This window comes from Enterobacter cloacae complex sp. IR5441 (assembly GCF_049238215.1).
GTDB lineage: Bacteria > Pseudomonadota > Gammaproteobacteria > Enterobacterales > Enterobacteriaceae > Enterobacter > Enterobacter hormaechei_C.
Genome location: NZ_JBMKIA010000028.1, coordinates 14,227 through 29,832, shown reverse-complemented (window position 1 = coordinate 29,832; position 15,606 = coordinate 14,227). Strand labels below are relative to the sequence as shown.

The 15,606-nt window shown below is 55.7% G+C and carries 13 protein-coding genes; 7 read left to right on the top strand and 6 right to left on the bottom strand.

Annotated elements, in window-relative coordinates; genetic code table 11:
* Nucleotides 1-6 precede the first annotated feature (6 nt).
* The 3 genes from hmsP to ACOTX5_RS21140 all read left to right on the top strand — a co-directional run bounded on the left by hmsP (nucleotide 7) and on the right by ACOTX5_RS21140 (nucleotide 5,172).
* Nucleotides 7-2,013 (top strand): biofilm formation regulator HmsP, encoded by a 2,007-nt coding sequence (gene hmsP / locus ACOTX5_RS21150; RefSeq protein WP_045910935.1) that lies wholly within the window; start codon nucleotides 7-9, stop codon nucleotides 2,011-2,013.
* A gap of 159 nt (nucleotides 2,014-2,172) precedes the next feature.
* Complete coding sequence (gene dctA, locus ACOTX5_RS21145; protein WP_015571524.1) at nucleotides 2,173-3,459, top strand: C4-dicarboxylate transporter DctC; 1,287 nt, start codon at nucleotides 2,173-2,175, stop codon at nucleotides 3,457-3,459.
* 222 nt (nucleotides 3,460-3,681) lie between these two features.
* The gene (locus tag ACOTX5_RS21140) at nucleotides 3,682-5,172 is read left to right on the top strand and encodes a M16 family metallopeptidase (protein WP_023295577.1); all 1,491 of its coding nucleotides are present in this window, start codon (nucleotides 3,682-3,684) and stop codon (nucleotides 5,170-5,172) included.
* A gap of 62 nt (nucleotides 5,173-5,234) precedes the next feature.
* Here the strand turns inward: ACOTX5_RS21140 and ACOTX5_RS21135 are convergent, their stop codons facing one another.
* Complete coding sequence (locus ACOTX5_RS21135; protein WP_017384186.1) at nucleotides 5,235-6,164, bottom strand: sugar kinase; 930 nt, start codon at nucleotides 6,162-6,164, stop codon at nucleotides 5,235-5,237.
* A 230-nt stretch (nucleotides 6,165-6,394) separates the two neighbouring features.
* Between ACOTX5_RS21135 and pdeH the strand changes: the two genes are divergently transcribed.
* A complete protein-coding gene (gene pdeH, locus ACOTX5_RS21130) occupies nucleotides 6,395-7,168 on the top strand; it encodes a cyclic-guanylate-specific phosphodiesterase (protein WP_015571521.1) in 774 nt (257 codons plus the stop codon).
* 65 nt (nucleotides 7,169-7,233) lie between these two features.
* Nucleotides 7,234-9,276, top strand: coding sequence for an AsmA family protein (locus ACOTX5_RS21125; protein ID WP_045357941.1), 2,043 nt, complete (start codon nucleotides 7,234-7,236; stop codon nucleotides 9,274-9,276).
* Nucleotides 9,277-9,407: 131 nt separating this feature from the next.
* On the opposite strand, the gene ACOTX5_RS21120 is transcribed toward ACOTX5_RS21125, so the two are convergent.
* The 3 genes from ACOTX5_RS21120 to ACOTX5_RS21110 all read right to left on the bottom strand — a co-directional run bounded on the left by ACOTX5_RS21120 (nucleotide 9,408) and on the right by ACOTX5_RS21110 (nucleotide 12,966).
* Entirely contained in the window at nucleotides 9,408-10,730 is a 1,323-nt protein-coding gene (locus ACOTX5_RS21120; protein ID WP_045910934.1) for an MFS transporter, read from the bottom strand.
* A 260-nt stretch (nucleotides 10,731-10,990) separates the two neighbouring features.
* Nucleotides 10,991-12,016 (bottom strand): inner membrane protein YhjD, encoded by a 1,026-nt coding sequence (gene yhjD / locus ACOTX5_RS21115; RefSeq protein WP_023295574.1) that lies wholly within the window; start codon nucleotides 12,014-12,016, stop codon nucleotides 10,991-10,993.
* A 50-nt stretch (nucleotides 12,017-12,066) separates the two neighbouring features.
* Nucleotides 12,067-12,966: a LysR family transcriptional regulator gene (locus ACOTX5_RS21110; RefSeq protein ID WP_017384184.1), complete on the bottom strand. Its 900-nt coding sequence runs from the start codon at nucleotides 12,964-12,966 to the stop codon at nucleotides 12,067-12,069.
* Between the two features lie 119 nt (nucleotides 12,967-13,085).
* Between ACOTX5_RS21110 and ACOTX5_RS21105 the strand changes: the two genes are divergently transcribed.
* Nucleotides 13,086-13,844 (top strand): SDR family NAD(P)-dependent oxidoreductase, encoded by a 759-nt coding sequence (locus ACOTX5_RS21105; RefSeq protein ID WP_047726912.1) that lies wholly within the window; start codon nucleotides 13,086-13,088, stop codon nucleotides 13,842-13,844.
* Nucleotides 13,845-14,018: 174 nt separating this feature from the next.
* Nucleotides 14,019-14,621 carry a response regulator transcription factor gene (locus tag ACOTX5_RS21100; protein WP_017384182.1) on the top strand — a complete coding sequence of 201 codons (603 nt, stop codon included), beginning with the start codon at nucleotides 14,019-14,021 and terminating at the stop codon, nucleotides 14,619-14,621.
* On the opposite strand, the gene ACOTX5_RS21095 is transcribed toward ACOTX5_RS21100, so the two are convergent.
* Together ACOTX5_RS21095 and ACOTX5_RS21090 are read right to left on the bottom strand one after the other, a co-directional pair.
* Nucleotides 14,600-14,938 (bottom strand): lysozyme, encoded by a 339-nt coding sequence (locus tag ACOTX5_RS21095; RefSeq protein WP_015571514.1) that lies wholly within the window; start codon nucleotides 14,936-14,938, stop codon nucleotides 14,600-14,602. The two genes, ACOTX5_RS21100 and ACOTX5_RS21095, sit on opposite strands and share 22 nt — an antisense overlap.
* A 77-nt stretch (nucleotides 14,939-15,015) precedes the next feature.
* Nucleotides 15,016-15,549 (bottom strand): GNAT family N-acetyltransferase, encoded by a 534-nt coding sequence (locus tag ACOTX5_RS21090; RefSeq protein WP_045910933.1) that lies wholly within the window; start codon nucleotides 15,547-15,549, stop codon nucleotides 15,016-15,018.
* Nucleotides 15,550-15,606 lie beyond the last annotated feature (57 nt).

Genomic DNA, 15,606 nt, shown 5'->3' with positions numbered 1-15,606 from the left:
GTCATTTTGCGTGTCAGCCGTTCCTTAACGATCAAACAGATGGCGATGGTGTCTGCCGTCACAATGCTGTTTGTCTTCATCTTCTGCGTCATTTTGCTGTTTCACTCCGTACAGCAGAATCGCTATAACACGGCTTCGCAACTGGAAAGTATTGCCCGCTCGGTGCGGGAACCCCTGTCAGCCTCGATCCTGAAAGGGGATATCCCCGAGGCGGAATCCATCCTGAAGCGCATTCAGCCCGCCGGTATCGTGAGCCGCGCGGATGTCGTGCTGCCGAACCAGTTCCAGGCGCTGCGGATGAGTTTTATCCCGGAGCGTCCCGTCCCGATGATGGTGATGCGCCTGTTTGAACTGCCGGTGCAAATTTCCCTGCCTCTCTATTCCCTGGAAAGACCGGCTAACCCGCAGCCGCTGGCCTACCTGGTGCTACAGGCCGACTCGTACCGCATGTATAAATTCGTCATGAGTTGGGTTGCTACGTTAGTGACTACTTACTTACTTTTGACACTAATGCTGAGCGTGGCGCTGACGTGGTGTATCAACCGGTTAATTGTGCATCCGTTGCGCCGCATAGCCCGGGAGCTGAACGACCTCTCTCCACAGGAGCACATGGGGCATCAGCTTCCCTTGCCGCGCCTGCATCACGACGATGAAATTGGCATGCTGGTCCGGAGTTACAATATCAACCAGCAGCGTGTCCTGCGTCAGCAGGAAGAGCTCAGTAGCAATGCCACCCGTTTTCCGGTATCCGATCTGCCAAACAAAGCGTTTTTAATGGCCTTGCTGGAGCAGACCGTCGCCCGCCAGCAGACCACCGCGCTGATGGTGATTGCCTGCGAAACCTTGCAGGACACGGCGGGCGTGCTGAAAGAGAGCCAGCGCGAGATGCTGTTGCTGACGCTGGTGGAAAAGGTGAAATCCGTTCTGGCGCCGCGCATGGTGCTCACCCAGGTCAGCGGTTATGACCTGGTGGTGATCGCGCACGGTGTTAAAGAGCCGTGGCACGCCATTACGCTAGGTCAGCAAGTACTCACTGTCATTAATGAGCGGCTGCCCATTCAGGGTATCCAGCTTCGCCCGAGCGCCAGCATCGGTATTGCGATGTACTACGGGGGGCTGACCGCCGAGCAGCTTTATCGTCGGGCCTTCTCGGCCGCGTTCACCGCGCGCCGGAAAGGCAAAAACCAGATCCAGTTCTTTGATCCGGAGCAGATGGAAAAAGCCCAGCAGCGCCTGACGGAAGAGAGCGACATTCTGACGGCGATGGACAATCGCCAGTTTGCGCTCTGGCTACAGCCGCAGGTCAATTTGCGCACGGGTGAAGTGACCAGCGCCGAAGCGTTGCTGCGTATGCAACAGCCGGACGGCACGTGGGAGCTGCCTGAGGGGATGATCGAACGTATCGAGTCCTGCGGCCTGATGGTCACCGTCGGCTACTGGGTGCTGGAAGAGTCCTGCCGCCAGCTTGCGGCCTGGCAACAACGGGGCATCACGCTGCCGCTGTCGGTGAATCTCTCTGCGCTACAGCTGATGCACCCGACCATGGTGCCGGAGATGCTCGAGTTGATCCACCGCTACCGCATTCAGCCCCACACGTTGATCCTGGAAGTCACCGAGAGCCGTTGTATCGACAATCCTGACGACGCTGTCGCCATTCTGAAACCGCTGCGTAATGCCGGGATCCGCATTGCGCTGGACGATTTTGGTATGGGGTATTCCGGCCTGCGTCAGCTCCAGCACATGAAAACGTTGCCGGTGGACGTCCTCAAAATCGACAAAACCTTTGTGGATGGGCTGCCGGAGGATTGCAGCCTGGTACAGGCCATTATTCAGATGGCGCACAGCCTGAATCTGCACGTAATTGCCGAGGGTATTGAAACCGACGCCCAGCGTGATTGGCTGGCTGCGGCGGGCGTGGAGAGCGGACAGGGCTTCCTGTTTGACCGCGCCGTACCGACGGATATCTTTGAGCAACGCTATCTCTCCGACGCTGGCAATAACGCAAAAGTGTAATTTTGTTGCTGGCTTGTGCGAGCCAGCTCAAAGTTCTTAACATTTGTGTTTCAAATTTGAACCCCGTTTATTTCTGTCCTGTTATGTGGGTGTTATTTTAAAGCCGCAGGTTAACCATAACCTTACAAAGCCTGTAGTTTTTCTTTCCAGGGACACCCTATGAAAACCTCACTCTTCAAAAGTCTTTACTTCCAGGTCCTGACAGCCATCGCTATCGGTATTCTGCTCGGTCACTACTACCCGGAGCTGGGCGCGCAGATGAAACCGCTTGGCGACGCGTTCGTTAAGCTCATCAAAATGATCATCGCGCCGGTCATTTTCTGTACCGTGGTGACCGGTATCGCTGGCATGGAAAGTATGAAGGCGGTCGGGCGTACGGGGGCGGTTGCCCTGCTGTACTTCGAGATTGTCAGTACCATCGCGCTGATTATCGGCCTGATAATTGTCAACGTGGTACAGCCTGGCGCGGGCATGAACGTCGACCCGGCCACGCTGGATGCGAAAGCGGTGGCGGTTTACGCTGAACAGGCGAAAGATCAGGGGATTGTTGCCTTCCTGCTGGACGTGATCCCGAGCAGCGTGATTGGCGCGTTCGCCAGCGGAAACATCCTCCAGGTGCTGCTGTTTGCCGTGCTTTTTGGCTTTGCCCTGCACCGTCTTGGCAGCAAAGGCCAGCTGATTTTTAACGTCATTGAAAGCTTCTCGCAGGTGATCTTCGGCATCATCAACATGATCATGCGTCTGGCCCCGATTGGCGCCTTTGGCGCGATGGCCTTCACCATCGGGAAATATGGCGTCGGCACGCTGGTACAGCTGGGCCAGCTGATCGTCTGCTTCTACATCACCTGTATTCTGTTTGTGGTGGTGGTGCTCGGCTCCATCGCCCGTGCGACCGGCTTCAGCATCTTCAAATTTATCCGTTACATTCGTGAAGAGCTGCTGATTGTCCTCGGCACATCCTCTTCGGAGTCCGCGCTGCCGCGTATGCTCGATAAAATGGAAAAGCTGGGCTGCCGTAAGTCAGTGGTGGGGCTGGTTATTCCTACGGGCTACTCCTTTAACCTGGACGGCACCTCGATATACCTGACGATGGCGGCGGTCTTTATTGCCCAGGCCACTAACAGCCACATGGATATCTTCCATCAGATTACGCTGCTGGTGGTGCTTCTGCTCTCTTCAAAAGGGGCGGCGGGCGTAACGGGCAGCGGATTTATCGTGCTGGCGGCCACCATTTCGGCGGTGGGCCATCTGCCGGTGGCGGGCCTGGCCCTGATCCTCGGTATTGACCGCTTTATGTCTGAAGCCCGTGCGTTAACCAACCTGGTCGGCAATGGCGTGGCGACGATTGTGGTGGCGAAGTGGGTGAAAGAGCTGGATCACAAGAAGCTTAACGATACGCTGAATAACCGCACATCTGAGGACAAAACCCCCGGTTTATCCTCTTAATCCCTCATAAATGCCCGTATTCCCTTGTGGGGATGCGGGCACCTGCGCATAATAACCGTTCATACCTGTCATAATTCGACAAGATTTTTTTTGGGTATATTTCACTTCCGCCCGTGACGTTTAGCCGAACACGCTGTCTAATCGGAAGGTTTTCATCGTCATCTTTGAGTGCTCACGTCGCGAGACACTCTCTTTAACCAGGAATGTTGATCAGGGGTTCACATGCAGGGCACAAAAATTCGACTCTTAACCGGCGGTTTGCTGATGATGGCAGCAGCCAGTTATGTGCAGGCAGATGCGCTCCAGCCAGACCCGGCCTGGCAACAGGGAACACTGGCGAACGGTTTCCAGTGGCAGGTATTATCCACTCCGCAACGTCCGAGCGATCGCATTGAAATCCGTCTTTCTGTGAATACCGGCTCCCTCACTGAAAGCACCCAGCAGACCGGCTTAAGCCACTTTATTCCTCGACTGGCGCTCACCCAGAGCGGCAGTTTGCAGGCGGTTCAGGTGCGTTCTTTATGGCAACAGGCCATCGATCCGAAACGCCCGCTGCCCCCGGCTGTGGTCTCCTATGACTACACCATGTTTAACCTGAGCCTGCCCAACAACCGTAACGATCTGCTTAAAGAAGCACTGACCTATCTTTCGGATGCCACCGGCAAACTGGCGATTACGCCTGAGACCGTTAACTATGCGTTGAGCAACAGCGACATGGTGGCGACCTGGCCGACGGATACCAAAGAAGGTTGGTGGCGCTACCGCCTGAAAGGGTCAACGCTGCTTGGCCACGACCCGGCAGAGCCGCTGAAACAGCCGGTTGATGCCGCGCAGGTGAAATCTTTCTACCAGCAGTGGTACACCCCGGATGCCATGACCCTGATTGTGGTGGGCAACGTGGACAGCCGTGCGGTGATAGAACAGATCAACAAAGCATTTGGCGATCTGAAAGGGAAGCGTGAAACGCCCGCCCCTGTTCCTACCTTGTCCCCGCTGCGTCCTGAGACGGTCAGCATCATGACGGATACCGTGCGTCAGGATCGTCTTTCAATGATGTGGGATACGGCCTGGCAGCCGATCCGCGAGTCTTCTGCGCTGTTGCGTTACTGGCGTGCGGATCTCGCGCGTGAAGCGCTGTTCTGGCACGTTCAGCAGACGCTCAGCAAGAACAACGTGAAAGATATTGGCCTGGGATTTGACTGCCGTGTGCTGTTCCAGCGCGCCCAGTGCGCCATTAACGTGGAATCGCCGGGTGATAAGCTGAATGCCAATCTCGGCGTGGTGGCGAAAGAGCTGGCTAAGGTGCGGAAAGAGGGCCTGTCTGAAGAGGAGTTTAACGCGCTGGTGGCGCAGAAATCCCTCGAATTGCAGAAACTGTTCGCCACCTATGCCCGCGCCGATACCGATATCTTAATCAGCCAGCGCATTCGCTCCTTGCAGAATCAGGTGGTGGATATCGCGCCGGAGCAGTATCAGAAACTGCGTCAGGACTTCCTGAACGGTCTGACCGTGGAGATGCTGAATCAGGATCTGCGTCAGCAGCTGTCGCAGGATATGGCGTTGATTCTGTTGCAGCCGAAAGGTGAGCCGGAATATGACATGAAAGAGTTGAAGGCCACCTGGAGCGCCATCATGGCGACGCCGCCGCAGCCAGCGCAAACGGCAGCCGATGATTTACACCAGGATGCGAGCGATATTCCGCAGGGCCAGTAAGCTCTGCGTTCCCTCAGCCCTGAGGGAGAGGGTTAGGGTGCGGGCATCAGCCCGCACAGTCCTTAAGCAGGCATCGCCTCGCGCGGAATAATCGCTCCGCGATACTGAATCACCGTGCTGGCCGTCAAGTGACCGCGCTGCGCCGCCGCTTCCGGCGTTCCCCCCGTCAGACGTACCGCCAGATACCCCGCGCTGAAAGAATCTCCCGCCGCCGTGGTATCGATTACCTTCTCTTTCGCCAGCTTCACCGCCGGCACCTCTGTCACGGCTTCACCCGCAACCGCCACCAGGCAAGACTCCGCCCCGCGCTTGATCACCACTTCGCTGACCCCGGCAGCCTGCGTCCGGGCAATGACCTCATCAACCGGTTTTTCGCCCCACAGAGCATCTTCATCATCCAGCGTCAGGAAGGCGATATCGGTGCATTCGAGCATCTGCTGGTAGACCTGCTGCGTCTCTTCGCGGCTGGCCCACAAACGCGGACGGTAGTTGTTATCGAAAATCACCTTACCGCCATTGGCCCGGCATTCGCGCAGCAGTGACAGCAGCTTTTCACGGCTCTCCTGGCTCAGGATCGCCAGGCTGATCCCGCTCAGGTAGAGATAATCGAAGGTCGCCAGTTCTTCGCAAATGGCAGCGGCGGCCTCGCTTTCCAGCCAGAATTTGGCGGCCGCTTCATTACGCCAGTAATAGAAGGTGCGCTCGCCGGTGCTGTCGGTTTCGATGTAGTACAAACCCGGCAGGCGGTTTTCCATTCGCTGGATCAGCGAGGTCCCAACGTTTTCACCCTGCCAGGCTTCCAGCATCTGCTGGCTGAAGCTGTCCGTTCCCAGCGCGGTAACGTAGCTCACGCTCAGCGCGTCGGGGGCGACCTGACGGGCAATGTAAACGGAGGTGTTCAATGTATCGCCACCAAAACCGCGGCTGACTTCCGCGCCTTTCTGGGACAGCTCAATCATGCATTCGCCAATCACGGCAATTTTTTTAGACATAGTCGTGAACCTGAACAAAGTAATTAAGGGTAGTGTGCGCTGTGTGTTTTTTATGGTCAACTATATTAAAACGACGTTCCATTATTTTTTTTGAGCCAGCGCGTATTCCGGCATATTTCTGTCATCTTAATTTCATTTTCCCGGTGAATTGAACATAAAGTTCTCACCTGGCGGGCCGATAACTCAATGACGAGTCCAGAAAGGCTATCCCATACAACAGGACATCCGAAATGAAGTCAGAGCAGGTTATCCAGCGGCTGAGCACTACGCCTGAGGCAAGTATTGAGAACTTGCAGGAGCATCGCTACTGGCTGCAATGTGAGCGAGCGTACACCTATCAGCCCATCTACCGTACCGACGGTCGGTTAATGGCGATTGAGGTGTTAACGGTCGTCACTCATCCATCGAATCCTTCACAGCGTATTGCACCGGACCGCTATTTTGCGGAGGTTGCCGTGCGTCAGCGTATCGACGTGCTGGAAGAGCAGCTGAGAATGCTGGCGACGAAGCAGGCGTTCTTCGAGCAGCACGGTATTCTGGCGTCGGTGAACGTGGATGGCCCAACCCTGATGGCGTTACGTCAGAACGCGACATTGCAGGCGCTGATTGCCACCTTGCCGTGGATGCGCTTCGAGCTGGTGGAACATGTTCAGCTGCCACAGGACTCCTCGTTTGCCTCGATGTGTGAGTTTGGCCCGCTGTGGCTGGATGATTTCGGTACCGGTATGGCCAACTTCTCCGCCCTGAGCGAAGTGCGTTATGACTACATCAAAGTGGCCCGCGATCTGTTTATCATGCTGCGCCAGACGCCGGAGGGACGGAACCTGTTTACGATGCTCCTGCAACTGATGAACCGCTATTGCCAGGGCGTCATTGTGGAAGGCGTAGAGACGCTGGAGGAGTGGCGCGACGTGCAAAATTCCCCGGCAGCGGCGGCACAGGGTTATTTCCTCTCTCGTCCTGTCCCCATGGATACCCTGGAAAAGGTGATAACCACCCTCTGATCTGCCCGCTTCCCTTTGTCTGAACTATAGTTTTAGAGGCAAGTTCATCAGGAAAGGGGACAACAATGACAAAAACAACCAGGGTGATTTCCTGGACAGCAGGGATTTTCTTGTTGCTGATCGTGGTCTTAATCATCATTATCGCCACGTTTGACTGGAACCGGCTCAAACCGACCATCAACCAGAAAGTCTCAACCGAGCTAAACCGCCCCTTCGCAATACGTGGCGATTTGGGTGTCGTGTGGGAGCGCCAGAAAGAGGAAACCGGCTGGCGAAGCTGGGTGCCATGGCCGCACGTTCACGCCGACGACATCATTCTCGGCAACCCGCCGGACATCCCCGAAGTGACCATGATCCACCTGCCGCGCGTGGAAGCCACGCTGGCGCCGTTAGCCCTGTTAACCAAAACGGTGTATCTGCCGTGGATCAAACTTCAGCAGCCCGACGCGCGGCTGATTCGCCTGTCAGAGAAAAACAATAACTGGACGTTTGATCTCGCCAGCAGCGGCGATAAAGATCAGAATGCGCAGCCCTCTTCGTGGTCTTTCCGCCTCGACAATATTCTGTTCGATCGGGGGAGGATCGCCATTGACGATAAGGTGAGTAAGGCTGACGTGGAGATCCTCGTCGATCCGCTGGGCAAGCCGCTGCCGTTTAGCGAAGTGACGGGCAGTAAAGCCAAAGGCGATGACAGCAAAGCGGGCGATTACGTCTTCGGCCTGACGGCGAAAGGGCGCTACAACGGCCAGCCGCTGACCGGTAAAGGCAAAATCGGCGGCATGCTGGCGCTCAGGAGTGAGGGCACGCCGTTCCCGGTGCAGGCGGATTTCCGCTCGGGCAACACCCGCGTGGCGTTCGTGGGCACGGTTAACGACCCGATGAACATGGGCGGCGTCGACCTCCAGCTTAAGTTTGCCGGGGATTCGCTGGGTGAACTGTACGATTTGACCGGCGTGCTGCTGCCGGATACCCCGCCGTTTGAAACGGACGGGCACCTGGTTGCCAAAATCAACACCGAAAAATCGTCCGTCTTTGACTACCGGAATTTTAACGGGCGCATCGGCGACAGCGATATCCACGGCACGCTGACCTACACCACCGGTAAACCGCGCCCGAAACTGGAGGGGGACGTTGAATCCCGCCAGCTGCGTCTGGCCGATCTTGGTCCGCTGATTGGCGTAGATTCGGGCAAAGGCACGAAGTCTAAAGAGGTTAAAAAAGACGTTCAGCCTGCGGGTAAAGTGCTGCCCTATGACCGCTTCGAAACCGACAAATGGGACGTGATGGATGCGGATGTACGCTTCAAAGGACGTAAAATTGAGCATGGCAGCACGCTGCCGCTGAGCAACCTCTCGACCCATATCATCCTGAAAAACGCCGACCTGCGCCTGCAACCGCTGAAGTTTGGCATGGCCGGGGGAACCATCTCATCGAATATCCACCTGGAGGGGGATAAAAAGCCAATGCAGGGAAGGGCGGAGATCCAGGCGCGTCGGCTGAAGCTGAAAGAGCTGATGCCGGACGTGGAGCTGATGCAGAAAACCCTCGGTGAGATGAACGGCGACGCGGATATTCGCGGCACGGGTAACTCGGTAGCGGCGCTGCTGGGTAGCGGAAACGGCAACCTGAAGCTGCTGATGAACGACGGGCTGGTGAGCCGTAACCTGATGGAGATCCTGGGGCTGAACGTCGGGAACTTTATCATCGGGCAAATCTTCGGTGACGACGAAGTACGCGTTAACTGCGCGGCGGCAAATCTGGATCTGGTCAACGGCGTGGCGCGTCCGCAGATTTTCGCCTTCGACACGGAAAACGCGGTTATCAATGTCACCGGTACCGCCAGCATGGCGTCCGAGCAGCTGGATTTAACCATCGATCCGGAAAGTAAAGGCATTCGTATCATTACCCTGCGCTCGCCGCTGTACGTTCGCGGAACCTTCAAAGATCCGCAGGCGGGCGTGAAGGCCGGGCCGTTGATTGCGCGTGGTGCGGTCGCCGCCGCGCTCGCTACGCTGGTCACTCCTGCGGCGGCGCTGCTGGCGTTGATTTCGCCGTCAGAAGGCGAAGCGAATCAGTGTCGGACGATTTTATCGCAGATGAAGAAGTAGTCCCGTTTCTCCCTCTCCCTGTGGGGAGAGGGGGCCGTCTGTGCAGGCATTATTTTGTGGGGAGCCCTCAGCCCTGTGGGTGAGGGCTGAATCGTTGGCCGGGTAAGGCGTAGCCGCCACCCGGCATTCACTTACAGCGCCTGATGCTTCGTCTCATGCGTCAGCAGCAGCGCAATCAGCGTCAGCGCTGCCATTGCCGCCAGATAGACACCCACATAGAACAGACCATAATTCGCCTGAAGCCAGGTGGCGATATACGGGGCCACCGAGGCGCCCAGAATCGACGAAACGTTATAGGAGAACGACGCGCCGGTGTAACGCACTTCAGTCGGAAACAGCTCCGGCAGCAGCGCGCCCATTGGGCCAAAAGTCAGCCCCATCAGGCTCAGGCCAATCAGCAGATACGCCATCACCAGCGCAGGGCTACCTGAACCCAGCAGCGGCGGGAAGACAAACAGCGCGAACAGAATAATCAGCGAGGTGATGACGATCATGCTTGAACGACGGCCAAATTTATCCGCCAGCAGGCCCGCGATGGGCACCATCACACCAAATCCGATGACCGCCATCATCAGCATCCACAGCACTTCGTTACGCGGCAGGCCCAGGCCGACCGGCACGGCGGCGGTGCTGAAGGTCATGGAGTAAACGGTCATGATGTAGAACAGCGTGTAGGTCGCCAGCATGATGAACGTGCCCAGCACGGTCACGCGGAGGTGTTTGGTCAGCAGCGTCCCCAGCGGAACTTTAACCTGCTTTTTCGCCGCGGCGACTTTAGCAAAGACCGGCGTCTCGTGCAGCGACACGCGCACGTACAGGCCAATCAGCACCAGCACGGCAGAGAAGACGAACGGAATACGCCAGCCCCAGCTCATGAACTGTTCATCGGTCAGCAGCCAGGAGAGGAGCAGGAAGGTGCCGTTAGCAAAGAAGAACCCAATCGGTGCGCCCAGCTGCGGGAAAGAGCCATACAGGGCACGCTTGCGCGCCGGAGCGTTTTCGGTCGCCAGCAGTGCCGCGCCGCCCCATTCCCCGCCCAGCCCCAGACCCTGACCAAAGCGCGCCAGCGCCAGCAGCACAGGCGCCAGAATGCCGATAGTTTCATAGGTCGGCAGCAGGCCGATGGCGACGGTGGAGATCCCCATCGTCAGCAGCGAGGCAACCAGCGTCACTTTACGGCCGACGCGATCGCCAAAATGCCCAAAGACCGCTGAACCAATCGGACGCGCAACGAAGGCGATAGCAAAGGTGGCTAAAGACTGTAGCGTGGCTGCCGTCGGGTCGCCCTGAGGGAAGAAAATATGCGGAAAGACAATGACCGCAGCGGTGGCGTAAATATAAAAGTCGAAGAACTCAATGGCGGTGCCAATCAGCGATGCGACGACGACTTTATTGCGCGAGTTGACCGGAACGTGTTCCGCCCCTTCGTTAAGTGTGGTGGCTGTTGCTTGCATAATATTTTCTTATTTTTGGACGAACGAAGGGCCATATTAGGCATAGCAAAAGCGACATTTCAATCTGTAACAAAGGCGTGATGCGGTCATAAAAGCAACAAAAAGCGGATAATTTTCAGACCAACGAAAACACTTCTATGAAATGCTTCACACTTTTTAAATATCAGTCATTAAAACTGGTTTTGCGTTAAATAAAAGTTACGGCCTGGATTTATATGCTGAAATGGCGGATCGGGCTGAAATATCAGCCCGACATGATATCAGCGGTGGGTTTTACCCGGCATGCGCGGGTCATCTTTATACTCTGCCGTGGCGATCCACGCGGCGCAGAACAGCGTCAGGCGAGCGAAGAAATAGAAGAACGCCATCAGCCCCAGCACCGAACCAAAGGCCGCGCCGGAGGGAGACTTCACCAGGGACGGCAGCGTATAGGTCATCACAATCTTGATCACCTCAAAACCAATGGCGGCAATCAATGTCCCGCGCATCAGCGCCTTCTTGCGCGGACGATGGCGGGGCAAACGCCAGAAGATCCAGAAGAACAGCAGGTAGTTAGCAAAGATGGAGATGGCCAGCCCAATGCCGCGCCAGGCCGGTTTCAGCCATTCAATGTAATCCAGGTACAGCGCGGAGATGATCATCTGCTGCGCGGAACCGGCGACCGAGGTGATGGAGAGCGTAATGACCAGCGCCACCAGCAGCCCAATCAGCGAAATAAAGTCGCGCAGATACTTCACCCATATCTTCTCCTGATCCTGCGGTCTACGCTCCCAGACGTCACGCGACTGGGCGCGAATAGCCTCACGCAGGTTGCCCATCCAGTTCACCCCGGAATAGAGCGCAATCAGCAACCCGACGATACCCACGGTGGTACGCTGCTGCACGGCGGTGTTGATGGTGCTTTTGAGCGTTGCGGCGAGCGTCTGGTCGCTGACGTTGGTCAGGATCTTGTTGAAGATGTCCTGCAACAGCGTCGGGTGAGACGCCAGCACAAAACCGGCGGCGGCAAATGACACCATCAGGATGGGGATCATCGACAGGAACGAGAAGTAGGTAATCGCCGCGCCAAACTGATTTCCCATGCGGTCGTTAAAGCGCTCAGCGGCGCGTATCAGGTGAGCAATCGCGGGTATCTGCTGAATTTTTTCGGCTATGCCGGTCACGGTGCCCAGCGCTTTGCTGGCCGTTCCAGGCTCTTTCGGCGCTTCAGGCTCGTTATCCATCTTTTTGATGGGTTCATAATCTAAATGTTGAGTCGGTCGTTGCGGGTTATTTTCCGGCGTCACGCGCATTTTCCTTTTCGTTGAGCTGGATGTTACTGAATTATAGCTTGTGACTAGTCGACGTAACCTTTTGTGAGTTCGGTAAGCCACTCCATAAACACATGCACCCGGCGGGAGAGGTTACGGCGGTGGGGATAAATGAGGGAGACGGGCATCGGTTCAGCCCGGTATTGCGGCAGGATCTCAACGAGTTTTTTCGTGCGCAGGGCATCACGTACCCCGACGCGCGGAACCTGAATAATGCCAAGCCCGGCGATACAGGCGGCCTGGTAGGTTTCAGTGCTGTTAACCGTCAATACGCCTCCCGTTTTTACCCACTGGGTCGCGCTGCCGTTGTAATACTCAAAACCCTGCGGACGCGTGCCCAGCGTGGCGGAGTAGTGGATGAGGGCATGCGAAGCCAAATCGTCCAGCGTCTCAGGGTAGCCGAATCGCGTCAGATAATCCGGGCTGGCGCAGTTAATCACCGAGAGTTTCCCAAGCGGGCGGGCGATAAGCCCGGAGTCCTTTAAGTTTCCCACGCGAACCACACAGTCAAATCCTTCGCGGATGACATCGACCAGACGATCGCTGCTACTCAGCTCCAGCTCAATGCCGGGAAACTGTTGTAAAAATGCAGGCAGTTTCGGAATGACTACATTTCGCGCAATGGCAACGGGCATATCCACACGTAGCCGACCGCTGATGGTTGAAGGGTCGTGCAGGAACATGCCGTCCAGTTCGTCCAGATTCATCAGCAGATCTTTAGCGCGCTCGTAATAAACCATGCCGTCCTGCGTCAGGCTGACGCGGCGGGTAGTGCGGTGCAGCAGCTGCGTGCCCAGTGCGTTTTCCAGTGCCTGGATCTGTCGCGATACGCTCCCCTTCGGCAGGCTTAACGTCTCCGCCGCGCGGGAAAAACTTTCCAGTTCCGCGACCCGAAGGAAAAGCTGCATTGCGTGTATTTTATCCATAGATGTTGGTCATTGTTGTTATGAATGAAACAGTGAAGCGCTGACGGCACTATTTATTGATTTTCTACCATCTAATAAGCTCTTTCTCAATCTTCATCACAGCCGAAACGAGGTGAATTATGAGTGAACGTATTGCTTTAGTGACGGGCGGTAGCCGCGGCCTGGGGAAAAATGCCGTTTTGAAGCTGGCCGCGGAAGGGACAGGCATCATCCTGACCTGGAACAACAGCCAGCAGGAGGCGCAGGATGTTGTGCGCGAAATCGAGGCAACAGGCGGGAAAGCGGCAGCATTGCAGCTTAACGTCGGCGATACGGCAAGTTTTTCGCGCTTTGCTCAGCAGGTGAAGGATACCCTCAAACACGTCTGGCAACGTGACACCTTTGACTATTTAGTGAACAACGCAGGCACGGGGTTATACGCACCCTATACCGAGACGACGGAGGCGCAGTTTGATGATGCGCTGAACATTCACTTCAAAGGGCCGTTTTTCCTCACGCAACAGCTGCTGCCGCTCATAAAAGACGGAGGGCGGATCCTGAACGTCTCCAGCGGACTGGCCCGTTTTACTCAGCCCGGTTCAGGCACCTACGCGGCAATGAAAGGGGCGATGGAGGTGCTGACCCGCTATCAGGCAAAAGAGCTTGGCGCGCGCGGAATTTCCGTCAATATCATCGCGCCCGGTGCGATTGAAACCGACTTTGGGGGCGGACACGTGCGGGATAATGCGGAGCTTAACCAGCTGCTGGCCTCGCAGACGGCGCTGGGACGCGTGGGCCTGCCCGATGATATTGGTGATGCCATTGCGGCGTTGCTCAGTGACAAACTGGGCTGGATGAATGCACAACGTATTGAAGTTTCAGGCGGTATGTTCCTGTAATGTTCAGTCTTAAGGGGGAGGGAACCCTCTTAAGGAAATCCTTAAAACAGGTATGTCTAAATGCTGGAAGATATAAAGAGAGCTGGGTGATTTGTAACCTCTCCATTCATTGAGTTTTTTCTTAAAAAATGCCTCTGTAGAATCCCCCTTCGCTATTCTCAGAGGAGTAAAACGATGCGAGTAATCATGTTTGACAGGCAGTCATTATTTATTCATGGAGCGATGTACAGTTTGCAGAAGTTAATTCCGAAAATAGAGATGACAGGGGCTCGTCAGACTGATGAATTATGGGCGCAATTATCCGCGTCACCCTCCGCTATCGTCATGATAGATGGGTATTTAATTCGTGATAATGGTGTGGCTTTACTGGAAGAGATTATGGATCGTTTTCCAGCGTCGCGCGTGGTGTTGGTGTTAACGAAAAAAGAGCGACGTTGGGTTGAGCAAATGTTTCAGCGCAACGTGGTGGCGATAATTCCCCGCAATGCGAATCCCGAACGCTTTTCCGCAGTGCTGGATTCCGTATCGCGTGGAATGGTCTGTTTTCCCGGCGAGTGGCTGAAGCAGCACTCCTCTCAGGATGAACTGGCAGTGTTAAGCGAGCGCCAGCGTGAGGTATTGAAGTTACTGGCGGCCGGAGAGTCCAATAAAGAGATTGGTCGTAATCTCAATATCAGTGCGGCAACGGTAAAAGCCCATCTTGAGACGCTTTTCCGGCGTCTTGATGTCAAAAACCGGACGCAGGCCGCGATGTACTACACCCGGGCGACGGCCTGAAGGATCTTCTCAGGCAGAGGGGACTCTTCCCCAAAACTGAAGAGGGTTAATATCAGGGCGTCATGCTGCTGTTGGGTTAATGGGCGTTTGTTCATTTCCCGCAGCAGCGCCTCACATAATTGAATATCATTAAAAAGCAAATTCTCCGCCTCAATCGGCGTGATGAGACTGTTAAATTTTTCCCACTGGCGAATCACGTGACCATAACCAATAACCCATATACCCTTTTCGTCACGGTATTTCTCCAGGGAAAGACCCTGTTGTTTTTTAATTAATGCGATTGCAGCAGAAGATATCTGCATTGCATAACCCGTCATAAGCGTTTCCTCTTAGTGGCGCGACTATAGAGGAAACGCCGCCGGGGAAATATCCGCCAAATGGCTGTTGATCAGGTTTAACTGAACGGGAATTCCTTTTTCAGTAAACCGAATAACCAGTCGTTATGCCATTGCCCTGAAAGGAAATAACTCTCACGCAACTCACCTTCCAGTTGAAAACCTGTTTTTTCCAGCAGTCGCCTTGAGGCGATATTTCCCGCCGTCACGGTGGCGGTGAGCCGACGGATATTACCCTGAGTCAGCGCGAAATCACACACAGCCCGCAGAGATTCAAAGCCGTAACCTTTCCCCTGCGCAGAGGGCGCAAAGAGAAAACCGACTTCAGCACAATCTGCTTCCCGGTGCACATAGCCGGTTACGCCCAGCGGCGTCTGGCTGGCCGTCTCACGCACCACAAGGCAGAGCCAGTACGAGCTGCCCGGCATCCACGGCAACAGACGAGACTCAAAGGCTTCCCGAATGTCCGCCTCGCTACGCGCAGGGGCGACAAAACGCATCACCTCAGGATTTTGCTGTAGCGACAGAAAAAAGGGCCAGTCTTGCTCTTGCAGCGGCGAGCAGGTGAGACGCGCGGTGGTTAAGGCGGGCATGACGATCCTCCGGAGGCATTGCAAATGATTATAAGGTTGTCACTTTATTTCAACAGA